Annotated in this window: 26 protein-coding genes, 1 tRNA gene and 1 pseudogene; 22 read left to right on the top strand and 6 right to left on the bottom strand. The window is 64.3% G+C overall.

Features of this window, described 5'->3' with window-relative positions:
* Positions 1 to 112: 112 nt before the first annotated feature.
* From ENHY17A_RS09450 to ENHY17A_RS09465, 4 genes are all read right to left on the bottom strand, one after another.
* Positions 113 to 1234, bottom strand: a complete 1122-nt coding sequence (locus tag ENHY17A_RS09450; RefSeq protein ID WP_159712170.1) for an HD-GYP domain-containing protein — start codon at positions 1232 to 1234, stop codon at positions 113 to 115.
* An 85-nt stretch (positions 1235 to 1319) separates the two neighbouring features.
* Positions 1320 to 1395: transfer RNA gene (locus ENHY17A_RS09455), tRNA-Trp, on the bottom strand.
* Between the two features lie 61 nt (positions 1396 to 1456).
* Positions 1457 to 3817, bottom strand: a complete 2361-nt coding sequence (locus tag ENHY17A_RS09460) for a putative bifunctional diguanylate cyclase/phosphodiesterase (protein ID WP_159712172.1) — start codon at positions 3815 to 3817, stop codon at positions 1457 to 1459.
* A gap of 401 nt (positions 3818 to 4218) precedes the next feature.
* Positions 4219 to 5982, bottom strand: a complete 1764-nt coding sequence (locus ENHY17A_RS09465) for a fatty acyl-AMP ligase (RefSeq protein WP_159712174.1) — start codon at positions 5980 to 5982, stop codon at positions 4219 to 4221.
* A gap of 129 nt (positions 5983 to 6111) precedes the next feature.
* Here ENHY17A_RS09465 and ENHY17A_RS09470 point away from each other — a divergent pair, with 129 nt between their 5' ends.
* The 6 genes and pseudogenes from ENHY17A_RS09470 to ENHY17A_RS14735 form a co-directional block, all read left to right on the top strand.
* The gene (locus ENHY17A_RS09470; RefSeq protein WP_159712176.1) at positions 6112 to 6645 is read left to right on the top strand and encodes a regulatory protein RecX; all 534 of its coding nucleotides are present in this window, start codon (positions 6112 to 6114) and stop codon (positions 6643 to 6645) included.
* 62 nt (positions 6646 to 6707) lie between these two features.
* A complete protein-coding gene (locus ENHY17A_RS09475) occupies positions 6708 to 7286 on the top strand; it encodes a cold-shock protein (RefSeq protein ID WP_443018309.1) in 579 nt (192 codons plus the stop codon).
* A gap of 5 nt (positions 7287 to 7291) precedes the next feature.
* Complete coding sequence (locus tag ENHY17A_RS09480) at positions 7292 to 7789, top strand: DUF192 domain-containing protein (protein WP_236547844.1); 498 nt, start codon at positions 7292 to 7294, stop codon at positions 7787 to 7789.
* 59 nt (positions 7790 to 7848) lie between these two features.
* Positions 7849 to 8334 (top strand): DUF192 domain-containing protein, encoded by a 486-nt coding sequence (locus tag ENHY17A_RS09485; protein WP_236547845.1) that lies wholly within the window; start codon positions 7849 to 7851, stop codon positions 8332 to 8334.
* Between the two features lie 527 nt (positions 8335 to 8861).
* Positions 8862 to 9254, top strand: a complete 393-nt coding sequence (locus ENHY17A_RS09490; RefSeq protein ID WP_159712180.1) for an NADH:ubiquinone oxidoreductase subunit NDUFA12 — start codon at positions 8862 to 8864, stop codon at positions 9252 to 9254.
* A 284-nt stretch (positions 9255 to 9538) separates the two neighbouring features.
* Positions 9539 to 9706 (top strand): annotated as a pseudogene (locus ENHY17A_RS14735) (DUF2155 domain-containing protein); the annotation flags it as partial.
* A gap of 23 nt (positions 9707 to 9729) precedes the next feature.
* Here the strand turns inward: ENHY17A_RS14735 and aat are convergent.
* Positions 9730 to 10479: a leucyl/phenylalanyl-tRNA--protein transferase gene (gene aat, locus ENHY17A_RS09500; protein WP_159712182.1), complete on the bottom strand. Its 750-nt coding sequence runs from the start codon at positions 10477 to 10479 to the stop codon at positions 9730 to 9732.
* A gap of 106 nt (positions 10480 to 10585) precedes the next feature.
* Between aat and ENHY17A_RS14900 the strand changes: the two genes are divergently transcribed.
* Entirely contained in the window at positions 10586 to 11107 is a 522-nt protein-coding gene (locus tag ENHY17A_RS14900; RefSeq protein WP_159712184.1) for a GFA family protein, read from the top strand.
* A complete protein-coding gene (locus ENHY17A_RS09510; protein ID WP_159712186.1) occupies positions 11059 to 11346 on the top strand; it encodes a GIY-YIG nuclease family protein in 288 nt (95 codons plus the stop codon). The genes ENHY17A_RS14900 and ENHY17A_RS09510 overlap by 49 nt, the downstream gene beginning before the upstream one ends.
* A 117-nt stretch (positions 11347 to 11463) precedes the next feature.
* On the opposite strand, the gene ENHY17A_RS09515 is transcribed toward ENHY17A_RS09510, so the two are convergent.
* On the bottom strand, positions 11464 to 11847 hold the full coding sequence (locus tag ENHY17A_RS09515) for a hypothetical protein (RefSeq protein ID WP_159712188.1): 384 nt from the start codon (positions 11845 to 11847) through the stop codon (positions 11464 to 11466).
* A gap of 183 nt (positions 11848 to 12030) precedes the next feature.
* Between ENHY17A_RS09515 and ENHY17A_RS09520 the strand changes: the two genes are divergently transcribed.
* The 14 genes from ENHY17A_RS09520 to tolB all read left to right on the top strand — a co-directional run bounded on the left by ENHY17A_RS09520 (position 12031) and on the right by tolB (position 22262).
* Positions 12031 to 13398, top strand: a complete 1368-nt coding sequence (locus ENHY17A_RS09520) for a metal-dependent hydrolase family protein (RefSeq protein ID WP_236547847.1) — start codon at positions 12031 to 12033, stop codon at positions 13396 to 13398.
* Positions 13399 to 13477: 79 nt separating this feature from the next.
* The gene (locus ENHY17A_RS09525; protein WP_159712190.1) at positions 13478 to 13717 is read left to right on the top strand and encodes a DUF2312 domain-containing protein; all 240 of its coding nucleotides are present in this window, start codon (positions 13478 to 13480) and stop codon (positions 13715 to 13717) included.
* A 21-nt stretch (positions 13718 to 13738) separates the two neighbouring features.
* A complete protein-coding gene (locus tag ENHY17A_RS09530; protein WP_159712192.1) occupies positions 13739 to 14482 on the top strand; it encodes a YebC/PmpR family DNA-binding transcriptional regulator in 744 nt (247 codons plus the stop codon).
* A gap of 130 nt (positions 14483 to 14612) precedes the next feature.
* Entirely contained in the window at positions 14613 to 15101 is a 489-nt protein-coding gene (ruvC, locus tag ENHY17A_RS09535; RefSeq protein ID WP_159712194.1) for a crossover junction endodeoxyribonuclease RuvC, read from the top strand.
* A 190-nt stretch (positions 15102 to 15291) separates the two neighbouring features.
* The gene (ruvA, locus tag ENHY17A_RS09540) at positions 15292 to 15888 is read left to right on the top strand and encodes a Holliday junction branch migration protein RuvA (protein WP_159712196.1); all 597 of its coding nucleotides are present in this window, start codon (positions 15292 to 15294) and stop codon (positions 15886 to 15888) included.
* Positions 15885 to 16610 carry a ParA family protein gene (locus ENHY17A_RS09545; RefSeq protein ID WP_159712198.1) on the top strand — a complete coding sequence of 242 codons (726 nt, stop codon included), beginning with the start codon at positions 15885 to 15887 and terminating at the stop codon, positions 16608 to 16610. The genes ruvA and ENHY17A_RS09545 overlap by 4 nt, the downstream gene beginning before the upstream one ends.
* 43 nt (positions 16611 to 16653) lie before the next feature.
* Positions 16654 to 16815 carry a type II toxin-antitoxin system HicB family antitoxin gene (locus tag ENHY17A_RS09550; RefSeq protein WP_201296377.1) on the top strand — a complete coding sequence of 54 codons (162 nt, stop codon included), beginning with the start codon at positions 16654 to 16656 and terminating at the stop codon, positions 16813 to 16815.
* 114 nt (positions 16816 to 16929) lie between these two features.
* The gene (locus ENHY17A_RS09555; RefSeq protein WP_159712202.1) at positions 16930 to 17205 is read left to right on the top strand and encodes a hypothetical protein; all 276 of its coding nucleotides are present in this window, start codon (positions 16930 to 16932) and stop codon (positions 17203 to 17205) included.
* A complete protein-coding gene (ruvB, locus tag ENHY17A_RS09560; RefSeq protein WP_159712204.1) occupies positions 17202 to 18224 on the top strand; it encodes a Holliday junction branch migration DNA helicase RuvB in 1023 nt (340 codons plus the stop codon). The genes ENHY17A_RS09555 and ruvB overlap by 4 nt, the downstream gene beginning before the upstream one ends.
* Positions 18225 to 18402: 178 nt before the next feature.
* A complete protein-coding gene (locus ENHY17A_RS09565) occupies positions 18403 to 18864 on the top strand; it encodes a YbgC/FadM family acyl-CoA thioesterase (RefSeq protein ID WP_159712206.1) in 462 nt (153 codons plus the stop codon).
* 6 nt (positions 18865 to 18870) lie between these two features.
* Positions 18871 to 19566, top strand: a complete 696-nt coding sequence (gene tolQ, locus ENHY17A_RS09570; protein ID WP_159712208.1) for a protein TolQ — start codon at positions 18871 to 18873, stop codon at positions 19564 to 19566.
* A 5-nt stretch (positions 19567 to 19571) separates the two neighbouring features.
* Positions 19572 to 20003, top strand: a complete 432-nt coding sequence (tolR, locus tag ENHY17A_RS09575; RefSeq protein WP_159712210.1) for a protein TolR — start codon at positions 19572 to 19574, stop codon at positions 20001 to 20003.
* Positions 20004 to 20019: 16 nt separating this feature from the next.
* Complete coding sequence (locus tag ENHY17A_RS09580) at positions 20020 to 20904, top strand: cell envelope biogenesis protein TolA (protein ID WP_159712212.1); 885 nt, start codon at positions 20020 to 20022, stop codon at positions 20902 to 20904.
* Between the two features lie 20 nt (positions 20905 to 20924).
* Positions 20925 to 22262, top strand: coding sequence for a Tol-Pal system protein TolB (gene tolB / locus ENHY17A_RS09585; protein WP_443018295.1), 1338 nt, complete (start codon positions 20925 to 20927; stop codon positions 22260 to 22262).
* Positions 22263 to 22287 lie beyond the last annotated feature (25 nt).

Raw genomic sequence — 22287 nt, forward strand, 5'->3', positions numbered from 1 at the left:
AAATATTGCCCTGTTGGGAGCGCGGAACATTGGGATTCGATCCCTCAGCGCAACGAAAAGGGTGACGCGCCGTGGTTTTCGCACGACGACTTGTCGGCAATATTGGATTTTTCTACGCGGCGGGGCGGAGCGTGGCGGTGCTTTCGCGCAGGATTCGGGCGCGGGTCGCGGCCCAATCGGGGATCGCGAGGCGCTCGGCATATTCGACCGCGATGATCGATTTTCCCGCGCGATCGATACGCAAGGGGGTCAGCGCACGCTTGCTGCCAGCATCCATGAACACCATCACCGGCGGGTCGAGCGGATCGCCTTGCCCCGCATCGAGGACAATGCCCAGCCGGTCGCCGGCGACACGCACCAACGATCCGCAGGGAAAGGCACCGACGGTCTTGGCAAAGGCGTTCATCACCGCGCGGTCGAAATGCCCCTCGGTCCCGCGCATCCATTCCAGCGCTTCGCCGGGCGACCAGGCGGCCTTGTAGCTGCGGGCGGAGGTGACGGCGTCATATACGTCGCACACCGCGCCCATGCGGGCGTGGATCGATAGCGCGGTGCCGGGCTTCCTGGCGGGATAGCCGCGGCCGTCGATCCGCTCGTGATGGTTGAGCACGACGTCGAGCACGAGGTCGGAGACGCCGCCTGCGTCGCACAGGATTTCGTGCCCGCGCACGGTGTGTTCGCGGATCAGCGCGAATTCCTTGTCGTCGAGTGGGCCGGGCTTGTTGAGCAGGGCGTTGGGGATGCGCGCCTTGCCGATGTCGTGGAGCAGCCCGGCCAACCCGATCTGGTGCATTTCGGCTTCGTCGAGGCGCAGGACGCGCGCGAGACCGACCATCAGGCCGCAAACCGCGACCGAGTGGTAGAAGGTGTATTCGTGACGCAGCTTCAGCCGGGTGACACTGGGGATTGCGGTCGGATCGCGTTGGATCGACGCGGAAATCGCCTCGACCACCGGATCGAGTGACCGTGGATCGATCCGCTCGCCGTTCGCGACGCCTTCGTGAATGCCCTTCACCAGCCCGCGGGCTTCGGTCATGATGGCGCGCGCACGCACGCATTCCTGGGCGTGATTGCCCGCTTTGGCGCGAATCAGCCATTTGGCGGCGTCCGACACCGCACGGCGCACGGGTGCGTCGGGCTTTGGAACGAGGTGCTGAGTCGCACGCCAGTCCTTCGCCTCGAACCCTGTCCCGAATCTCTCCTGCAAGCCCCCCGGCCCGCTCACTTCCGACATGCAACGCCCCATTCTTCACGCGCAATATCGACCCGGCGACGTTGTGCACCCGGAATGACTTAGATTTCGTAAAGGGAGAGGCGGCTGGCACGAGTGCACGGACTCGAACCGTGGGCCCTCGGTTTTGGAGACCGATGCTCTACCAACTGAGCTACACTCGTATGCCGTGCGAATTTCCCTAGCGTCGCGGGTTGGCGCGCGCAAGCGGGTGTTTCGCGGACGTTAGCCGACTGCCCAGGCACCGGGGCGGCGGGTGACGGCCAGCGTACGCGCTTCCTCGACGGGCAGCGGACGCCCGAAATAATAGCCCTGAACCTTGGTACAGCCGAGTTCGCGGACCATCTGATGTTCCTGCTCGGTCTCGACGCCTTCCGCCGTGGTCGCCATGCCCAGCGACTGTGCCAGCGCCACGACGGCGCGGATGATCGCGACCGCCTCTCGTTCACCCTTCGACGCGCTTTGGACGAACGAGCGGTCGATCTTGATCGAAGAGAAGCGCGTGCGCGACAGATAACCGAGCGAGGAATAGCCGGTGCCGAAATCGTCGAGGCTGAGGCGGACGCCCAGATCCAGCAATTTTTCGAGCACGCCGACCGCGCTGGTGCCTTCGCGCAGAAACACGCTTTCGGTGACTTCGAGTTCCAACCGGCTGGGATGCAGCCCGCTATGCGCCAGTGCCTGCGTCACGAGCGTCACAAAGCTGGCGCTGTGAAGCTGTTCGGCGCTGACGTTGACCGCGATGCGTATATGATCGTCCCAGGTCGCAGCTTCTGCACAGGCATTGCGCAGCACCCATTCGCCGATCGGCGCGATCAGCCGCGCATCCTCTGCCAGCGGCACGAATTTCGCCGGAGAGATCGCTCCCAGCTCGGGATGCGTCCAGCGGAGCAGCGTTTCGAACCCGGTAAGCGCGCCGGTATCGGCATCGACCACCGGCTGATAGGTCAGGTGCAGTTCGTCGTTTTCGAGTGCCCCGCGCAGCGCAATCTCCAGCACGCGGCGCTCTTCGGCTTCGACGTGGAGTTGCGGTTCATACATGTGGACATGCCCGCCGCCCGCATCCTTTGAGCGATAAAGCGCGAGGTCGGCCGATCGGATCAGCATTTCGGCGGTTCGCCCGTCGCGCGGGCCGAAGGCGATGCCGATGCTGGCGCCGATATACAGCGTGTGGTGATCGATTTCGTAGGGCCGCGACAGCGTATCGACGATGGTCTGCGCCAGCCGCACGACGCGGTGCTGGTCGCCGCCGTCGCGCACCACGACCGCGAATTCGTCACCGCCCAGCCGGCCGATCATCTCGTTCTCGGTCATCAGTTGCGCGAGCCGTTCGGACACGCGCCCGAGCAGGCGGTCGCCGATCGGATGGCCGAGCGTATCGTTCACCGCCTTGAACCGGTCGAGGTCGATCATCATGAACGCGCAGCGCGCCGCCCATTTTTCGGCATCGGCCATGGCCCGCGCCAGCGATTCGTTGATCAGCAGGCGGTTGGGCAGCCCGGTCAACGTGTCGTAGCGCGCCATCCGGCTGATCTTGTCCGCCGATTGCCGCGCTTCCGTCACGTCCGATCCGACCCCACGAAAGCCCAGGAATTTGCCGTCGTCGCCGAAGCGCGGCGATGCGGTCATTTCCCACCAGCGTTCCTCGCCATCGACGTAAACGGGCAGCAACAGGTCGCGAAACGCCTCGCGGCGCTTCAGGTGGTCGGCCAGCCCGCGCAACGCGGTTGAAAAATTGCCATCGGCCCAGGTCGGTCCCGCGAGGATTTCGAGGAAACCCATGCCGTTGATCGATTTGGGGTCGACCCCCATCGACGTCGCGAATTTGGGCGAGGCACGCACCACGCGGCGCTGCGCATCGATTTCCCACAGCCAGTCGCCATCATCCTCTTCGAATTCGCGCAGCAGCATCGATACCGTTTCGTCGCGTTCGGCCAGCGCGATGCGGTTGGCGCGGATCATCACCAGTGCGCGACCGCGAGAATAGCAGACGTTGACCAGCAGCGCGGTGTAGAGCAGCGCGGCGGCGGCGAGCGCCGGCACGCCCATCACGAAGATCGTGGAAGAAACCGCAAATCCGAGCAGCACCAGAAAGGTGATGGTGGCAAGTGGCAGCGCCGCCATCGAAACTGCGGCAGCCAGCATCAGCGTCGACACCGTCACCCAGAAGGCGAGCCCCGACTCGGCATTGGAATGGATGGCAAAGGCGACGCATGCGATCGCCCAGACGGATGCGAGCGCGACTCCGTCGATCGCGGTGCCGCGCACTTCGGCGACGCTGGCGGTGATTGCTTCGCGATGCCGTTTGTGAAGGCGGCGAAATGCGACCCCAGTTGCGGTGACGCCGACCAATATACCCCAGGCGATCAGTTGCCAGGTCGGCATGACCGCGCGAAACGTCATCACGACGAATGCCGCGCCCATCAGATTGGTGGCGAGCAGGAACAGTGCGAACTGGCTGCCCGCGTTCAGTTGCGCGGCGCGAATCGGTCCCCAGTCGGACGTATCCGCAGGATCGTACAGCCCCAGCAGGGCGCGCGTGTCTACGCGGTGCTGCGTAAATTGGGTTTTGGTGTCGCTGGTCACCGGTCGATCATATCCGCCGTTGGTTACCGATCGGTTGATATGCCGGGGGGTGGGGAACGAAAAGATGCCGTAAAAAGAGATGGTTCGCGTTGAGGCGCAGAGGCGCGAAGACAGCGGAAAAAAGGGTTGTTCGCGCACCGGCACACAGAACGCGAAGTAGGTGCGAAGGCGTACATTTCGACTCGTCGGGCGGTGCCAGCAATGGTGACGCCCGCTCCGAGAGCTCGTCTCCCCGGCCGAAGCGCCGGGGTCCACCCGGCGGCAGTCGAATCCCTCAAAGCTCGACCGATCGCAATCGGCTCAGTGGACCCCGGTACTTCGGCCGGGGTGACGGGGTGATCGTGGTGAGGGCTTGGCCGGGACGGCGACAGCGCTTCAGACGCCAACTCGGCCCATAACTGTTATGCCGCCATCGGATAGGGTTTGATGTCGCCGCTGAGGTACAGGTTGCGCGCTTTTGCCCGGCTCAGCTTACCCGACGAGGTGCGGGGCAGGGTGCGCGGGGGGACCAGTTCGACGACGCAGTTCATGCCGGTAACCGAACGCACGCGTTCCTTGATCTCGTCATGCAGCTTCTTGCGTTCGACCTCGTCCGAGGTGCGGCACTGAACGAGGACGGCGGGGGTTTCCTCTCCGCCCGGTGTGGTGATCGCGAAGGCGGCGATGTCGCCCGCCTTGAAGCCGGGAAGCTGTTCGACCGCCCATTCGATGTCCTGCGGCCAGTGATTCTTGCCGTTGACGATGATCATGTCCTTGGCGCGGCCGACGATATAGACATAGCCGTCCGACAGATATCCCATGTCGCCGGTGTCGAGCCAGCCGTCCGCCATGCAGGCGTCGGTTGCTTCAGGATCGCGGAAATAGCCGACCATGACGCTTGGCCCCTTGCACCAGACCTTGCCGATCGCGCGTTCGGGCAGGACATTGCCGTCCGATTCGCGGATTTCGACGACCATGTCCTTTACCGGCTTTCCGCAATTGACGATCGCGCGGTAGCGTTGCGGGCGGTCGCCATGCGCTTCCATGCCGGACAGTTCGGTTTCCTCGACCAGCTCGACGATGATGCCTTCGCCCGGCGGCATGATCGAGACGGCGAGGGTGGCTTCTGCCAGGCCGTAGCTGGGGAGGAAGGCCGATGCCTTGAACCCCGCGTCGGCGAAGGCATCCACGAAGCTCTGCATCACGTCGGGGCGAATCATGTCGGCGCCGTTGCCCGCCACCCGCCAGCGCGACAGGTCGAAGCGGTCGCTGGCCTTGGTCTGCGACGACATGCGGCGCGCGCAGATGTCGTAGCCGAAGGTGGGAGAATAGGAGAGGGTGGTGCCGGTGTTGCGGCTGATCAGGTCGAGCCAGGCGAGCGGACGCCGGGCGAAATCCTCGGTCTTCAGATAATCGGTCGAAACCTGATTGGCGATCGGCGACAGGAAACAGCCGACCAGACCCATGTCGTGATACCAGGGCAGCCAGGAAACGCAGCGGTCGGTCGGTTCGACCTCCATCCCGTGGCTGTGCGCCGACAGATTGTTGAGCAGCGCGTGGTGGGTGATCGCAACCCCGTGCGGAAAGCGGGTCGAGCCGCTGGAATATTGCAGATAGGCGATGTCGTCGCCCTTTGCCTGAGGCAGCGCGACGTCGGGGGCATCGCGGGTCGAAAAGCTTTCCCAATCGATGCCTTCGACATTTCGCTGGCGCGCGGCTTCGTCGGCCATCGTGGCCAACTCGGCCGGATAGAACAGCATTTTGGGATCGCAGCTCGAAAGCTGTACCGACAATTGGTCGATATAATGCTGGCTGCCGCCGAAGCTGGTCGGCAGCGGCAGCGGCACCGGCCAGGCACCGGCATAGACGACGCCGAAGAATAGCGACGCGAATTCGGGGCCGGTTTCGGCGATCAGTGCGATGCGGTCTTCTGGCTTTACGCCCGCGGCGATCAGGCGGCGTGCCTGAGCCATCGCTTCCTCGCGCATTTCCGAGAAAGGATAGGGTCGCACCAGCGTCCCGCGCGCGTCGTGGAAGTTCAGGCCGCGCGTGCCGGTTGCGGCATAATCGAGCGCCGCACCCAGCGTGTCGAAATCCGCCCAGCGGCGTTCGAGCGAATCCTGCGTGGGTGTCGGCATCAACGCCGCCCCTGCATCGCTCGCATTGACCGTATCGCTATCGTTCATTCGTAACCCTTGCGCCCCATGTTGCGGCCCATCGTCGCGCTATTGCACGACAGCTACGTGCAAAAGCGGCGGAGCGATGCACTACGCCATCGTTCAAATTCGGTTGCCACTGTGGCACAATCATGGCCGATGGCCCGATCCGACCGCCCTGCACGCCCGCTGGATGCCGCGGCGCTCGACCGTTTGGCGCTCCGCTATGTCGAACGCTTCGCCACGACAAGGGCGAAATTGGCGCAGTATCTGAACCGAAAGATCCGCGAGCGGGGTTGGGAAGGGGAATCGGCCGACCCGGTGGCGCTGGCCGAGCGCTTTGCCGAACTAGGCTATATCGACGATCGCGCGTTCGGAGAGGCGCGGGCGCGGTCGCTGACGCGGCGGGGGCTGGGGATGCGGCGGGTGGCGATGGCGCTCCATCAGGCGGGTGTGGCGGGCGAGGATCGCGAGGAGATTCTGCCGGAGGTCGCCGAGCAGGCCGTCGATACCGCGCTGCGTTTTGCCCAGCGACGTCGATTCGGGCCGTTCGGGGCGGTCGAAGTCGATCGCCCTGTTCAGGAAAAGCAGGTCGGGGCGATGGTGCGCGCTGGCCATGCTTCCGATCTGGCACGGCGGATCGTGCGGCTTGCTCCCGGCGACGATACCGCGTTTCTTTTCGAAACGGACTGATGCGAAAGTTTTTCGCCTTTTCGGATCGCGCATGATAATAGCGTGACGGGGGTATGAACAATATGCGTGCCGAAATGCAGCACGCGCCGCACGATTATGACGCGGCCGTGCAGTCCAGTACCGAGCGAAGCGAACCCGCCGGCGTGCCGGTTTCGGGCGTGGTGAAGTGGTTCGACGTGACGCGCGGCTTCGGCTTCGTGGTGTCCGACGATCCCGATCATGGCGACGTGCTCGTCCATTTTTCCGTGCTTCAGGCGCATGGGCGGCGCAGCCTGCCAGAGGGCGCGCGGGTCGATTGCATCGCGATCCAGCGCAACCGCGGGATGCAGGCGCGCGAAATCGTCGCGATCGACTTGTCGAACGCCGTCGAAATCCCGCGCGAACGCCAGGGCGACCGGCCAGAACGCCTGCAACTGGTCGAGGACGCCGGGCCGTTCGAGGGTGTCACCGTCAAATGGTTCAACCGGCTGAAGGGATACGGATTCCTGGTCCGCGATTCGGCCGATGGCGACGTGTTCGTGCACATGGAAACGCTGCGCCGTGCAGGCGTCGAGACGGTCGAACCCGACGACCGCTTGCAGGCGCGCATCTTTGAAGGTGACAAGGGGCCGCTGGCGGTGGCCGTCGAAAGGGAATTCTGACGCGTATGATGTCGGTGAAATTGCTGGGCGCGGCGCTTGCCGCGATGACGATGCCGCTGGTCGGTGGCTGCACGAGCGAAAGCGGGACGGCGGCGTCGAACGCGACGACGCAGGACAAGCTGGTCGCGGTGACCGTGCAGACCAAGGCGGGACCGAAGACGTTTCGTGTCGAGACGGCACGCACGCGCGAGGAACAGGATCGCGGGCTGATGTTCCGCACCGACATACCCGAGGATGGCGGCATGATCTTCCACCCCTATCCGGCCGAAGGCGGCCCGCCGCGCGAAGCTGCGTTCTGGATGAAGAACACGCCCACCTCGCTCGACATCATCTTCATCCGCGAAGACCAGACGATCGCGCGGATCGCGGAGAACACCATTCCTTTCGATGAAGGCAATGTGCGCTCGTTCGAACCGGTCGCAGCGGTGCTGGAGTTGAAAGCGGGCAAGGCTGCCGAGCATGGCATCGCGGTCGGCGACAAGGTGAGTTGGGAGGGACTTTAAGTCCCGCTCCACCTTCGATACGCTTCATGTCCCCATGGAGAGCGGTGAAGGGAAAGCCGATGTCGATCCGTATCTGGGCGTTGCCGCTGGTCCTCGTGGTGTCACCACTGACCGCCTGTTCGAGCGGAAGCGTCGATGCCAATGCGGCGGCTGCCGAACGGTTGGTCGATGTAACGATCGCCACGCAGCAAGGTCCGCGAACTTTCCGCGTCGAGGTTGCCAGCACCGCCGAAGCGCAGGATCGCGGGCTGATGTTTCGCACCGACATTCCACAGGACGGCGGGATGCTATTCTATCCCTATCCCGGCGACGGTGGCCCGCCGCGCGAATCGGGTATCTGGATGAAGAACACGCCGACCGCGCTCGACATCATCTTCATTCGTGAGGACCGGACGATCGCGCGCATTGCGGAAAATGCCGTGCCCTTCGACGAAACCACGCTGCGATCGGGCGGGCCGGTCGCCGCGGTGCTGGAGGTTCATGCGGGGAAAGCGGCGGAACTCGGGATTGCGGCGGGGGACAAGGTGAGTTGGGAAGGGCTGTAAGGCGTCAAACCCTCGACAGCTTTCGACCCCATTCCGGACATCAATAATCTTTTCACACCGCTGTACCAAGAGGGGTAGTAGATAGAGGTCACTGGGGCTGCCGATGACAAGTGTAATAGGAATTTTCCCCATCATCTTGATGGTTTGGATGATCGGGTTCTCTGGAGATAGTCGCGGTCTGCGTATGGGCGGCTTCATTGCGTTGACCGTCCAATGGCTCTGGCCGAGAATACTTCATGCATTATCGACGCCCCTAACGCTTACATCCATTGAAACTGCTAGAGTTTCAACCATAAGCGACGCGATCATCTCAATGCTTGTGGGAGTATATCTCTTTTTTTGGTCAGTGAAAACTTCACAATCCACCCTCGCGCGCGTAGCTCTGGCGATTGCAGGCGTCATTTCTCTACATATAGTCTACGTAGTTGGCGTAATGGCGCTTGCTAGTTCCGGCAGATAACCAACCAACAGCCGCCACCACCTCCAACCCAGTTGCCCCGCCTGCGCCCGCGCTGTAAGCGCGTCTTATGGGCATCAATCTCAATCCATTTACCTGGTGGAACGGCGCGTCGTGGGGGACCATGATCGGACTTCGCGGCAAGAAGCAGGTCGGGACCGACGGGCTGGGCAACGTCTATTACGAAGGCGGCAGCGACACGGCGGGCAATCCGCGGCGCTGGGTGATCTATGACGGCTCGAACGATGCCAGCCGGGTGCCGCCCGAATGGTTTTCGTGGTTGCACCATCAGGTCGATTCGGCGCCCGATCAATCCATGCCGCCTGCGCGCCGCTGGGAGCAGCCTGCGGTGCCCAACATGACCGGATCGGCGCTTGCCTATCGTCCGCCCGGTGCGCTGGAGGCGGGCGGCAAGCGGGTCGCGGCGACCGGCGATTACGAGGCATGGAGCCCCGAGGCGTGAATTCGCGCCGGGCGGGGATCGCCCTGCTGATCGCATTGGTGGTCGGCATCGCAGGCTGGTTCGGCTGGCGCGCGTGGCAGGACCGCGCCGCGCCTGAACCGGCGCCTGCGACGAGCGTGACTTTGCCCGTGCCCGGCGGTGCGGCTGACAACGCGAGCGGCGACGAGGTTCAGTTCGACACCGGACCCGTCGAAGTGGTGGTCGAAGGCGCGACGCCGATGGCAGAGCGGGTTGCGGTGCTGGGGCTGCTCAACAAGCGCAACAGCGAGACTTGGGAATTGAAGATGCGGCCCGGCGACGTGCTGCGCTATGGCGACGCGGTGGTGCATCTGCGCGCGTGCGAACGCACCGCGCCGTGGGAGCCCGACCAGTTGACCGGCGCTTTCGTCCAGCTCGACGTGCGGCAGGCCGATGGGCGCTGGCAACGCGTGTTCTCGGGCTGGCTCTATGCCGAACAGCCCGCGCTGAACGTGGTTCAGCATCCGTTGTTCGACATATTCCCCAAAAGCTGTGCGATGACCTTCCCCGAAGGCGGCGAGGAACTGGGCGGCGGCGCGAGCGGGTCTTCGGCCCCGAGGCGGTCGAGCGCGGCCCAATCGCCATCGACCGAGGGCGAGCCCGAGGAAAGCCCCGCCGAACAGGCGCCAAGCGCGGAACCCAGCAACGCGACATAATCGTCGCGACTGATTTCGACCGCGCCGAGCGAGGTCAGGTGATCGGTCTGGAACTGGCAATCGAGCAGGGTGAAGCCGCCGGCGCGTAGTCGCGCGACGAGCCAGGCAAACGCGACTTTGGATGCATCCGTTCGGCGGCTGACCATCGATTCACCGAAGAATGCGTGGCCGAGCGCTAGCCCGTACAGCCCGCCCACCAACCGGTCGCCGTCCCAGCATTCGACCGAATGTGCGAAGCCCGCGGCGTGGAGGTCGATAAAGGCGCGCTCGATGGCGTCGTTGATCCAGGTGTTGGGACGATCCGCCGCGCTTTCGGCGCAGAGTGCGATGATATCGGCAAAGGCGCGGTCGGTGGTGATCCGAAACCGGTCGCGGGCGATGGTCTTGCGCAAGGATCGCGACAGATGAAAGCCGTCGAGCGGCATCACCGCGCGCCATTTGGGCTCCACCCAATACACACTCGCGGCATCGCGATCGTCCGCCATCGGAAACACGCCCATCGCATAGGCGCGCAACAGCAGTTCGGGATCGAGCGGATCGGCGCGGCTCATGGGTGGGAGTGTGGCGGGGTTTGGATGTCGGGGCAACGGAGATGGGCGTCGCACACAGCATCGCGATCCGTTTGAACCGCTATCCGGCCCACGTTAGCGTCGGCACATGAAAGCGCAGTGTCAGTGCGGCCAGCTTATCGTCACGATGCCAGGTCCGACAGTCGCGGTGGTCGCTTGTCATTGCATCGCGTGTCAGCGGCGTACCGGATCGCCAGTTGGGGTCGCGGCCTATTACCCGGATAGTCAGGTCATCGTGTCCGGACAATCGAAGCGGTTCGAACGACCGACTGCGCTTGGCGCGACGCTGGAGAATTTCTTTTGTCCCGATTGCGGTTCGACCGTCTATTTCAGGGGATCGAAGAATGCCGGGGTGACGGGAATCCCGATCGGCGCATTCGTCGATCCAAACGCGATGGTCCCGATCCGCTCCGTGGGAGCAGAGTCGACATTCCTGGGTTTCGGTGCCCACCGCGACGCAGAATTTCGAGCAAGGGCGTCCGTAACCGCCTTCGTCCGCAACCCTAATCCGTCATGCCAGCGGACGCTGGCATATCAGGCCGCAGGCGATAGGCTGCAAAGATGGCAGGCGGTTGGGTCTACATCGTGGCGAACAAACCCGGCGGCATGATCTATACCGGCGTAACCGCTAATCTGGCCGAACGGATCAACCAGCACCGCGAAGATTGCGGTTCTGCCTATTGCCGGAAGTTCGGAATCGAGATGTTGGTCTATGCCGAATGGCATGAGGACATCCACGCTGCGATCGTGCGCGAGAAGCGCATCAAGGCGTGGACGCGCGAATGGCGGGTGGCGCTGATCGAGAAGGGAAATCCGACTTGGAGCGACCTTTACGACACGCTCGCTTGAGGCATGATACCCCAGCTTTCGCTGGGGTGACGGTTATGGTGGGGGAGATGCGACACCAAAAGAAAAGGGCCGGCGATGGGGATCGCCGGCCCTGCTTTGTCGGGAAGGTGAAGACCGTCAGGCCTTGCAGTTGAGCGTCGATCCGCCGCGGGTCACGCTGACCTGTTGGGCGTTGCCTTCGACGGTGATTTCGCCGTTGGTATAGGGCTGACCGACGGCTTCCGCCTCGAGCGGGATCGGGGCGTCGCCCTCTTCCGCGCGGAAGTTGACGAGTTCTTCGCCCTGGAAGAAATCGACATAGACCAAGCTGTTGTCGCCGCAACGCATCGTTGCGCGCGCAGCGATCGCGGGCGGCAGTTCGACCGCAGGCGCATTCGCGATCTGCGATGCCAGCGGATCGGGTGCACGGCTGTCGAGCACCTCTGGTTCCTTGGAGCCGCCACAGGCGGAAAGCGACAGCATGGCGGTCGCGGCGAAAATCGAAAGGGAGGTTTTGTGCATAGCGATCGGGTGCTTCGCGCACGCGAAGGGAATCGTCAAGACCCGCGTGGCCGCGACGTTATTTTCTGTTGCAGCGCGCAAATATAATCGATGTTTCAGTATGGGTTCATGCTGGCGGCAACCGATGCTTGCGCGCTGATGGCTTTTGCGCCTTACTCCGCCCCAACAAAGGGGCAGGATCACATGACAATTGGTACGGGGACGCGCTGTTCGCGCTTGAAAATGGCGTTGTTCGTAGGCGCAGGGGTCGCGATGGGGACGCTGCTTGCGGGCGCGACTCGGGCGCAGACGCTGCCCGCCGCGACCGCGACCAGCACGGTCAGCTATATCCATGCCGGGCAATTGCTCGACCGGCCGGGCGAGCGCCCGCGCGGGGCGTCCACGATCATCGTCCGCGACGGGCGGGTGGTCGAGATTCGCGACGGCCATGTCGCGCCCGAAGGTGGGGCGGCGCTGGTCGATCTTTCGGACAAGTTCGTGCTGCCCGGCCTGATCGACCTGCACGTCCACCTCTGGGGCTTTCGCGGCGAACCGCTCCAGCGGCGTGCCACGGCGATGAGCCGCGAGGATGTCGACGACCTGATCTACGCCATTGGCAATGCGCGCGACACGTTGATGGCGGGGTTCACCACGGTCCGCGATCTGGGCGGCAATGCGCGCGGGATGCGGGCGCTGCGCGACGGGATCGCTCGCGGCGACGTCGACGGGCCGACCATCGTCAATGCGGGGCAGGGCATCTCTGTCACGGGCGGGCATGGCGACGGCACCAACGGGCTGCGCGAAGACATTGCCGACATGGTCCACCAGCATCAGATCAACACCTGCGACGGGGTCGAGGATTGCAGGCGTGCGGTGCGCCAACAGGTCGGGCTGGGCGCGCAGGTCATCAAGTTCATGGCGACGGGCGGCGTGTTGTCCAACGTGTCGGGCGGGCTTGGTCGCGCGATGGAGCCCGACGAGATGAAGGTGATCATCGACACCGCGCACGGTCTGGGCCGTAAGGTCGCGGCGCACAGCCATGCGGCGGAGGGTACGCGTGCGGCAGTCGAGGCAGGCGTCGATACGATCGACCACGGCACGTTCCTGGATGCCGCCACAATCAACGCGATGAAGGCAAAGGGCACCTGGCTGGTCCCCACCATGCTCGCGCCGCGCGCGGCGCTGGCTCAGGCACGCGCCGGGCAATTGCCGCCCGCGACTATCCCCAAGGCGGAGGAAGCCGCCACCGCCGCGCTCGAAAGCCATCGGCGGGCGATCGCATCGGGGGTGAAGATCGCGTTCGGGACCGATGCGGGGGTTTCTCCCCACGGCGAAAATGCCCAGGAATTTGCGCTGATGGTGGAGGCGGGGATGACGCCCGCCCGCGCAATCCGCGCTGCGACGGTCGATGCCGCCGATGCGCTGGGGATGAGCGATTCGCTGGGGGTGATCGCGCCGGGACGCGCCGCGGACATCATCGCCGTCACCGGCAGTCCGCTCGACGATGTGCGTCGGCTGGAGGCGGTCGATTTCGTCATGCGCCGCGGGGTTGTCCACAAATCGATGCGGTAAGCCGCGTGCATCGTGGTTGCGCCGAGCGCGGGCCTTGCCCTAGACGCGCGCCTCAACGCTATTCATTTGGAGTTTTCGCATGAGCGAGATTGTCGCCGCCGACCAGTTGCGCCTGTTGATCGAGCGCATCGAGCGGCTGGAAGAAGAAAAGAAGGGCATCGCCGACGACATCAAGGATGTGTACGGCGAAGCCAAGGCGACGGGGTTCGACACCAAGGCGATGCGGAGCATCATTCGTTTGCGGAAGATGGAAAAGCATCATCGCGAAGAAGCCGAGATGATCCTCGAAACCTATATGCAAGCACTTGGGATGGCGTGAGCCACCGATAGCGAGAGACCCATGGCAGGCCATTCCAAATTCAAGAACATCATGCACCGCAAGGGTGCCCAGGATAAGAAGCGTTCGTCGCTTTTTTCCAAGCTCAGCCGCGAAATCACGGTTGCTGCCAAAATGGGGATGCCCGATCCGGACATGAACCCGCGCCTGCGCGCTGCGGTCAATGCGGCCAAGGCGCAGTCGGTGCCCAAGGACAATATCCAGCGCGCGATCGACAAGGCGTCGACCGGCGATACCGAGAATTACGAGGAAATCCGCTATGAGGGCTTTGGTCCCGGCGGCGTCTCGCTGATCATCGAGACGCTGACCGACAATCGCAATCGCACGGTGACCAACGTGCGCACCGCGATGGCCAAGAATGGCGGCAATCTGGGCGCGCCGAATTCTGTCAGCCATGGGTTCGACCGGATGGGGCTCATCACCTATCCGGCCAGCGTCGGCGATGGCGACAAGGTGTTCGAGGCGGCGCTGGAAGCGGGCGCGGAGGATGTGTCTTCGTCCGAGGACGGCCACGAAATCTGGACCGCGGTGGAATCGCTGCACGAAGTCGCCAGAGGATTGGAGCCGGTGCTGGGCGAAGCCGAGGGCGCGAAGCTTGCCTGGCGGCCGCAATTGACGGTGTCGGTCGAAGAGGGCGATGCGGCGACGTTGTTCAAGCTGATCGACGTGCTCGACGATGATGACGACGTGCAGACGGTGTGGGGCAATTACGATGTCTCCGACGACGTGATGGAGAAACTGGGGTGAGCAAGCTCCTCCCCCATCGGGGGAGGTGGCATCGCGTAGCGATGACGGAGGGGGTTTCGACGTTCGATAGCGGCGAACCCCCTCCACCAGTTTCGCTGGTCCGTCTCCCCCGATGGGGGAGGACTTTCCCATGATCATCCTCGGTCTCGATCCCGGTCTTGGCACCACTGGCTGGGGGCTGATCCGCGCCGAGGGCAACCGCCTGACGCATATCGCCAATGGGCGGTTGAAGACCGATGCGCAGGCGGCGTTGCCGCGTCGCCTCGCGCATCTCGACGCGATGCTCTCCGCGCTGATCGTCGACCACGCGCCGCAAGCAGCCGCGGTCGAGGAAGTGTTCGTCAACGCCAACCCGCAATCGACGTTGAAGCTGGGGCAGGCACGCGGCGTCATCCTGTGCGCGGCGGCGCGCACGGGGATCGAGGTCGGCGAATATGCCGCGCGGCTGGTCAAGAAATCGGTGGTCGGCGTGGGCAATGCCGACAAGACGCAGGTCCATGCGATGGTCGGGCGTTTGCTGCCGGGGGTGAAGATCGACGGGCCGGATGCGGCCGATGCGCTGGCAGTCGCAATCTGCCACGCGCATCACGCCGCGAGTGCGCGGATGGGGATGCGGTAACCGGTTCCAAATATACTACGTCACCCCGGACTTGTTCCGGGGTCCACTGTGCTGCTTGCGCAGCGTGTGAAAGTGAAGCGCTGCGCAAGCGGCTTGGTGGACCCCGGAACAAGTCCGGGGTGACGGAGAGATTGGCGCTAGGCTGCGTAACCCCTTCCCCCACCCGGCGCTTTCGTTCTAAGTCCGTTCCATGATCGCGCACCTCAAAGGCATCCTCGCATCGACCGCGTCAGACCATGCGGTGATCGATGTCGGTGGGGTTGGGTATCTGGTCGGCGCGTCGGCCAAGACGCTCGATGCGCTGGGGATCACCGGTGACATCGTGACGATCCATACCGAAATGCTGGTGGCGGAGGATTTCATCCGGTTGGTCGGTTTTGCGACTGGCGAAGAGCGCGACTGGTTCCGGTTGTTGACAAGCGTTCAGGGCGTTGGCGCGCGGGTGGCGCTGGCGATCCAGTCGGTGCTGTCGCCCGACGAACTGAACACCGCGGTCGCGCGTCAGGACAAGGCGATGGTGGCGCGCGCTAATGGCGTCGGGCCGAAGCTCGCCGAGCGCATCGTGCGCGAATTGAAGGACAAGGCGGGCGGTATCGTGCTGGGTGGTGCGAGTCCGGGGGCAGCGCCTGCGGGTGGCGCATCGGCGGACGCGGTGTCGGCGCTGCTCAATCTGGGGTTTCGACCTGCCGAGGCGAGTGCCGCTGTCGGCGCGGCGAGCGATGAACTCGGAGCGGGTGCAGGGCTCGATGCGCTGGTGCGACTGGCGCTTCGGAAGGCGGCGAAATGATCGCGGCGGTATATTCGATGAAGGGTGGCGTCGGGAAGACGACGCTGGCGGTCAACCTCGCCTGGGCCAGCGCGACCTTGTCGTCGCGGCGGACGTTGCTGTGGGACTTGGACGGGCAGGGGGCGGCGACCTTCATGCTGGGGCATGACCCCAAGGGTGCGAAGGCAGAGGACGGCATCACTGGCGACCGCGATCCGGCGAAGCTGATCCGCCCCACCGCCTATGACCGGCTCGACCTTTTGCCCGCCGACGAATCGCTGCGCGATCTCGACGTGACGTTTCACGGCCTGGGCAAGCGCAAGCGGCTTGCCAAGATCGCCGAGAAGCTGTCCAAGGATTACGACCGTATCCTGATCGATTGCCCGCCGGGCCTGACCGACACGTCGGACCAGATTTTGCGCGCTGCCGATCTGGTGGTCGTCCCCGTCATCCCTGCGGCATTGTCGCGTCGTGCGCTTGACGTGATCGCCGACCATGTCGCGGGAAAGAAGGGGCCGAAGGTGCACCTCGCCCCCGTCTTCTCGATGGTCGATCGCAGGCGTGCGCTGCACCGGGCCGAACTGGAAAAACATCCCGGCTGGCCAGTGATCCCGATGGCCAGCGCCTATGAACGGATGAGCGAAGCGCGCGCGCCGGTGGGGGCGCTGATGGGGCGCTCGGCCATGCCGGTCGAGGCGGTTGCGGAGCTGTGGCAGCGGCTGGAGAAGGTGATGGCGAGGTGAGTGTCCGCCGACTAACGAACATCGACAGGGGGCCATCGTGCAGGTGACCGCGATTTTAACCCATGCGGAGGCGGGCGGATTTACTGCCTATAATCCGGACACGGGAACGACCAGCGAAGGTGAAACCATTGACGAGGCGCTGGGCAACCTGCGCGAGGCGGTTGAGCTGTATCAGGAGGAATTTGCGACATCGACCGGCAATTAGCCGATGCATAGCCTGCGCGTGGACGAGCCGCGGCGCCAGAGAAATGGTGACTAAGTGATCGGGTTGGCTGAGAAAGCGGTATAAATGTGGCCATTTAGAAAGCGGAGATCGCCAGTGGATCGCGCGTTGGAAGCAATGCCTCAAGCCATTGATGTAGCAGCACAAAAGTGGCTCGATTTTCAGCAGCTCAAATTTATTGATGATGATCTTGCTCAGCAGGTTGCATTTTTCTTAGTGCCGCTTGAGCAGGGGCTTTCCAAATGGGAAGCTTTCGAAAGCGCTCCCGATGGCTTTTTCTTGATCATTGCGGTGAAGGCGATTGAGCAATCCGGAACTCACTCTAGGAGAGAACTAGAAAATGCCTTGGGTGTGAGGATCCCGGATAAATGACCGACACCGACCGCATCATCGCGCCCGCGCGGAAGGCCGAGGACATCGACGCTGCGCTGCGGCCCAAGCAGCTTGACGAATTCGTCGGGCAGCGGGCGGCGCGGGAGAATTTGCGCGTTTTTATCGAGGCGGCAAAAGGCCGGGGCGAGGCGCTGGACCATGTGTTGTTCTTCGGGCCGCCGGGGCTGGGCAAGACGACGCTGGCGCAGATCGTCGCGCGGGAGATGGGGGTGGGGTTTCGCGCCACGTCCGGGCCGGTCATCGCAAAGTCGGGCGATCTGGCGGCGTTGCTGACCAATCTCGAGGATGGCGACGTGCTGTTCATCGACGAGATTCACCGGCTCGCGCCTGCGGTCGAGGAAGTGCTGTATCCGGCGATGGAGGACCGCGCGCTCGACCTGATGATCGGGGAGGGACCGTCGGCGCGGTCGGTGCGGATCGATTTGCCGCGCTTCACCCTGGTGGGCGCGACGACGCGGCAGGGCTTGCTGACCACGCCTTTGCGCGACCGGTTCGGGATTCCCATTCGCCTGCAATTCTACACCGTCGACGAGTTGCAGCGGGTGATTACGCGGGCGGCTGGTCTGCTCGATCTGGCGGTGTCGCCCGATGGGGCGGAGGAGATTGCGCGGCGCGCGCGCGGCACGCCGCGGATTGCCGGTCGGTTGCTGCGGCGGGTGCGCGACTTCGCCAATGTCGCGGGCGCGAGCATCGTCGATGCGAAGACCGCCGATGCGGCGCTCAACCGGCTGGAAGTGGACGGGCTGGGGCTCGACGCGATGGACCGGCGGTATTTGACAATGATCGCGGACATTTATCGCGGCGGGCCGGTTGGGGTGGAGACGCTGGCGGCGGGGCTTTCGGAGCCGCGCGACACGGTCGAGGAAGTGATCGAGCCCTATCTGATCCAGATCGGCCTGATTGCGCGGACGGCGCGGGGGCGGTGCCTGAACGGGGCGGCGTGGAAGCATTTGGGGATCGAGCCACCATCCACCGTGCAGGACGGGCTATTCGACTGAGGAAATTACGCGGAACGCTACGGAATGCCTTCCTTCCGCCACTTCACGGGGCTAGGCCCCGCCCCAAACCCGCTCAGCCTGAGCTTGTCGAAAGGTTGTCCTTTCTTCGTGCCAAGAAGGACAGTGCTTCGACAAGCTCAGCACGAACGGGGTGGGGTCAGGATTTGAATGGCAAGGTGTGACGGCAGACAATCTTCTCGACAAACCGCAATCGGGCCGCGTCGCCGACGGGGAGCATCGATTTCCGGTGCGCGTGTTCTTCGAGGACACCGACCTGTCGGGCATCGTCTATCACGCCAATTATCTGCGCTACATGGAACGCGCGCGTTCCGATTTCCTGCGCGTGCTGGGGGTCGATCAGCGCAGCGCATACGAAGCGGGTGACGGCGTCTATGCGGTGCGCGATCTCGCCATCCGCTACAACGCCTCCGCGCGGCTCGACGACGAACTGGTGGTCGTCAGCCGCGTGACCAAAATCCGTGCTGCCAGCGTGCTCATTCATCAGAGAGTCATGCGCGGGATTACGATACTGACCGACGCATCGGTCGAGGCGGCTTTCGTCTCGCCCAGTGGGCGGCCAACGCGACAACCGGCTGCCTGGGTCCAGGCGTTTCAGCCGCTGATTTGGAAGGGGAACTGATCCGCAATGGATTTCATGGTCAATACCGAAGCCGCAACGCTGTCGCCGCTCGGGCTGTTTCTTCAGGCCGACTGGGTGGTGAAGGGCGTGATGATCGGGCTGCTGCTCGCCAGCATCTGGACCTGGGCGATCATCGTCAGCTTCTGGCGGCGGCTGGGCGGGGTCAAGAAATCGATCGTCAAGTTCGAGGATGATTTCAACAAGGCCGACGATGTCGATGCGTTCCACCGGATGCATTCGAACAGCGACCTGGTGATCGCGCGGGTATTCACCGCGGGCGTGTCCGAATGGCGGCGATCGACCACCACCAAGCCGATCGACCGCGACGGCGTTCGCGATCGGCTGGCGACGACGATGGGGTCTGCGGTTGCGAACGAGGTCGATAACCTCTCCGACCGGCTGAACGTGCTGGCGACGGTCGGATCGGTCGCGCCGTTCGTCGGGCTGTTCGGCACGGTGTGGGGCATCATGCGCAGCTTTACCGCGATCGCGGCCGAGCAGAATTCGTCGCTCGCGGTCGTCGCACCAGGTCTGGCGGAGGCATTGTTTGCCACTGCCATCGGCCTGTTCGCGGCGATCCCGGCGGTCATCGCCTACAACCGCTTCGGTCATTCGATCAACCGCATCGAATCGCGCCTCAATCGCTTTGCCGACGGGTTTCATTCGACGCTGAGCCGCCAGCTCGACGTCGCCGGGCGCTAGCTGCGATGGGGATGCAACTCCCTTCGGCCAAGGGGCGCAAGCGCGCGCAGCCGATGGCGGAAATCAACGTCACGCCGTTCGTCGACGTGATGCTGGTGCTGCTGATCATCTTCATGGTCACTGCGCCGCTGTTGACGGCAGGTGTGCCGGTGAACCTGCCCGACAGCCGCGCAAAGCCGCTCGATCAGGAGCAGCAGCCGGTTCAGGTTTCGCTGGATGAGGGCGGCGTGATCTATGTCGGCGAGCAGCAGGTGACCGAGGCTGGCCTTGCCGACGCGTTTGCCCAGATCGCGGCTGAGGGCGGAGAGACGTCGCCGCAGATCTTTCTGCGCGCCGATACCAGTCTGGATTACGGGCGCGTGATGCGGGTCATGGGCGAGCTGAATCGCGCAGGCCTGAACCGCGTCGCGCTGGTGACGGACGCGCAGGGCCAGTGATGCAGGGGCGGCGTCCATGAACCGGGGCGAAGGCACCGGATTGGCGGTCGCGATCATCGGCCATGCCGCACTGTTCGGCGTGTTGTCGGTCGGGTTTCTTGCGACGCCCAACGCCGACGAGCTGAAATCGCAGCCGATCGATATTTCGTTGATCGACGAGGTCGCTTTCGAGGCGGCGGCACCCGCGTCGGTCGAGGCACCGGCGGAATCGATGGCACCCGATCCGGGGCCGCTGGAGGATGCTGCACCGCCTGCGCCTGCGCCCGACGAAGCGCAGCCCGAGCCGCCCGCCCCGCAGCCCGAACCCGCCCCTGCGCCCGCACCCGTCCCCAAAGCCGCGCCCAAGGCTGCGCCGAAGCGGCCTGCGCCAGCACCCGAAAAGGCAGCACCCAAGGCGACACCGCGGCGCGAGGCCGCGCCCAAAACGCCGACGCGCACCGCGGAGAAGTCCAAGGCGACCGGCAGCAGCACCGCCGCCAAGGCGCGCCCGCGCAGTTCGCGGCTGGGCGACGATTTCCTGAAGGGCGTGGTCGCCAACGAAAGCAAGGGCAAGGCGCAGACGCCGCGCGCGCAGGCGGTGAGCGGCGCTGCGGTCGCCAGCCTCGCCGATGCCATTGCGCGTCAGGTTCAGCCCTGCGCGAACCGGATCGCCAGCCCGGGTCCGGGCGCGAACCAAATCCGCACCCGGCTTCGCATGCAGATGCAGCGCAACGGATCGCTTGCCGCGCGTCCTGAAATTCGTGGGCAGACCGGCGTCGACGACGACAATCGCCGTTATGCCGAGCGTGTCGGCGAACTTGCCCGCGCGGCAGTGATCCAGTGCGCGCCCTATGAACTGCCCGACGAACTCTATGAAGGCGGCTGGCAGGACATCATCATCAATTACCGACTGCCCGGCTGACGCAGATGAAGAGGAAAACCATGCCCAGCATCAAAACCCGGCTCGCCATTGCCATCGCCGCGCCCCTTGCGGTGCTGACCGCGACGCCTGCACTCGCCCAGGTCGAAGTCGATATCGTCGGCGGCGTCAACGACCCCGCGCCGATCGCCATCCCCGCCATGCCGACCCCGCGTGCTCAGGGCACCGCCGCCGGTTCTACCGACGCGCTGGGGCGTCAGGTGGCGGAAATCGTCGCCAACAATTTGCGCAATTCCGGCCTATTCAAACCCGTCGGCCCGAGCGGCATTTCCGCGCCGTCGATGGCGCAGGTTCAGGCCCCCGATTACGGCTATTGGACCGGCACGGGTGCGGCGACGCTGGTTCAGGGCTTCGTTCAGGCCAATGCGAACGGCACGCTGACCATCGGCTGTTACCTCTATGATACCTTTGCACGCACCGAATTGACGCGGCAAGGCTTCGTCGTTCAGCCCAGCGACTGGCGGCGTGGCGCGCATAAATGCGCCGACAGCGTCTATACTCGGCTGACCGGCGAGGGCGCCTATTTCGACAGCCGAATCGTCTATGTATCGGAAACCGGCCCCAAGGCGCGGCGGATCAAGCGGCTGGCGATCATGGATCAGGACGGGGCCAATCACCGTTTCCTAACCAATGGTCAGTCGATCGTGCTGACCCCGCGCATGTCGCCCGACGAGCGCCGCATTGCCTATATGAGCTATCAGAATGAGCGGCCTGCGCTGTACGTCTACGACCTCAACAACGGATCGCAGCGGGCGTTGGTGCAGAATGTCAGCCTGGCGTTCGCGCCGCGCTTTTCGCCCGATGGTCGCTGGATTTTGTTCTCGATGGCCAATGCCGGGAACACCGACATTTACCGGGTGTCGGCCAATGGCGGACAGCCGACGCGGCTGACGAATGCGCCGGGGATCGATACCGGCGCGAGCTTTTCCCCCGATGGCAGCCGGATCGTGTTCGAAAGCGATCGGTCGGGCCAGCAGCAGCTCTATGTGATGGGCGCGGACGGATCGAACCAGCAGCGGATCAGCTTTGGCGGCGGCCGTTATGCGACGCCGGTGTGGAGCCCGCGCGGAGACCTGATCGCGTTTACGCGCATGGGCGGCGGCGCGTTCCGCATCGGCACCATGACCCCCAGCGGCGGCGGCGAGCGACTGCTCACCAATGCCTGGGGCGACGAAGGGCCGAGCTGGGCGCCCAATGGCCGCGTGCTGACCTATTTCCGCGCGGCGCAAGGATCGGGTCGCGCCGAATTGTGGGCGGTCGATCTGACTGGACAGGCATCGCGCCGCATTCCGACGCCGATCGACGGGTCCGATCCGCATTGGGGACCGTTACGCCCCTGAACCTTTTCGTCGTTCGCGGCGTTAC

The organism is Sphingomonas sp. AX6 (genome assembly GCF_902506605.1).
Taxonomy (GTDB): Bacteria; Pseudomonadota; Alphaproteobacteria; order Sphingomonadales; family Sphingomonadaceae; genus Sphingomonas.

Excerpts from the sequence above, each read along its gene's own strand:
- ENHY17A_RS09515 (WP_159712188.1), bottom strand. The coding sequence starts at position 11,847 with ATGCACAAAACCTCCCTTTCGATTTTCGCCGCGACCGCCATGCTGTCG.
- ENHY17A_RS09525 (WP_159712190.1), top strand. The coding sequence starts at position 13,478 with ATGAGCGAGATTGTCGCCGCCGACCAGTTGCGCCTGTTGATCGAGCGC.
- ENHY17A_RS09530 (WP_159712192.1), top strand. The coding sequence starts at position 13,739 with ATGGCAGGCCATTCCAAATTCAAGAACATCATGCACCGCAAGGGTGCC.
- ENHY17A_RS09485 (WP_236547845.1), top strand. The coding sequence starts at position 7,849 with ATGTCGATCCGTATCTGGGCGTTGCCGCTGGTCCTCGTGGTGTCACCA.
- tolQ (WP_159712208.1), top strand. The coding sequence starts at position 18,871 with ATGGATTTCATGGTCAATACCGAAGCCGCAACGCTGTCGCCGCTCGGG.
- ENHY17A_RS09510 (WP_159712186.1), top strand. The coding sequence starts at position 11,059 with ATGGCAGGCGGTTGGGTCTACATCGTGGCGAACAAACCCGGCGGCATG.
- ENHY17A_RS14900 (WP_159712184.1), top strand. The coding sequence starts at position 10,586 with ATGAAAGCGCAGTGTCAGTGCGGCCAGCTTATCGTCACGATGCCAGGT.
- aat (WP_159712182.1), bottom strand. The coding sequence starts at position 10,479 with ATGAGCCGCGCCGATCCGCTCGATCCCGAACTGCTGTTGCGCGCCTAT.
- ENHY17A_RS09480 (WP_236547844.1), top strand. The coding sequence starts at position 7,292 with ATGATGTCGGTGAAATTGCTGGGCGCGGCGCTTGCCGCGATGACGATG.
- ENHY17A_RS09470 (WP_159712176.1), top strand. The coding sequence starts at position 6,112 with ATGGCCCGATCCGACCGCCCTGCACGCCCGCTGGATGCCGCGGCGCTC.
- ENHY17A_RS09545 (WP_159712198.1), top strand. The coding sequence starts at position 15,885 with ATGATCGCGGCGGTATATTCGATGAAGGGTGGCGTCGGGAAGACGACG.
- ruvC (WP_159712194.1), top strand. The coding sequence starts at position 14,613 with ATGATCATCCTCGGTCTCGATCCCGGTCTTGGCACCACTGGCTGGGGG.
- ENHY17A_RS09450 (WP_159712170.1), bottom strand. The coding sequence starts at position 1,234 with ATGTCGGAAGTGAGCGGGCCGGGGGGCTTGCAGGAGAGATTCGGGACA.
- ruvB (WP_159712204.1), top strand. The coding sequence starts at position 17,202 with ATGACCGACACCGACCGCATCATCGCGCCCGCGCGGAAGGCCGAGGAC.
- tolB (WP_443018295.1), top strand. The coding sequence starts at position 20,925 with ATGCCCAGCATCAAAACCCGGCTCGCCATTGCCATCGCCGCGCCCCTT.
- ENHY17A_RS09520 (WP_236547847.1), top strand. The coding sequence starts at position 12,031 with ATGACAATTGGTACGGGGACGCGCTGTTCGCGCTTGAAAATGGCGTTG.
- ENHY17A_RS09475 (WP_443018309.1), top strand. The coding sequence starts at position 6,708 with ATGCGTGCCGAAATGCAGCACGCGCCGCACGATTATGACGCGGCCGTG.
- ENHY17A_RS09580 (WP_159712212.1), top strand. The coding sequence starts at position 20,020 with ATGAACCGGGGCGAAGGCACCGGATTGGCGGTCGCGATCATCGGCCAT.
- ENHY17A_RS09465 (WP_159712174.1), bottom strand. The coding sequence starts at position 5,982 with ATGAACGATAGCGATACGGTCAATGCGAGCGATGCAGGGGCGGCGTTG.
- tolR (WP_159712210.1), top strand. The coding sequence starts at position 19,572 with ATGGGGATGCAACTCCCTTCGGCCAAGGGGCGCAAGCGCGCGCAGCCG.
- ENHY17A_RS09490 (WP_159712180.1), top strand. The coding sequence starts at position 8,862 with ATGGGCATCAATCTCAATCCATTTACCTGGTGGAACGGCGCGTCGTGG.
- ruvA (WP_159712196.1), top strand. The coding sequence starts at position 15,292 with ATGATCGCGCACCTCAAAGGCATCCTCGCATCGACCGCGTCAGACCAT.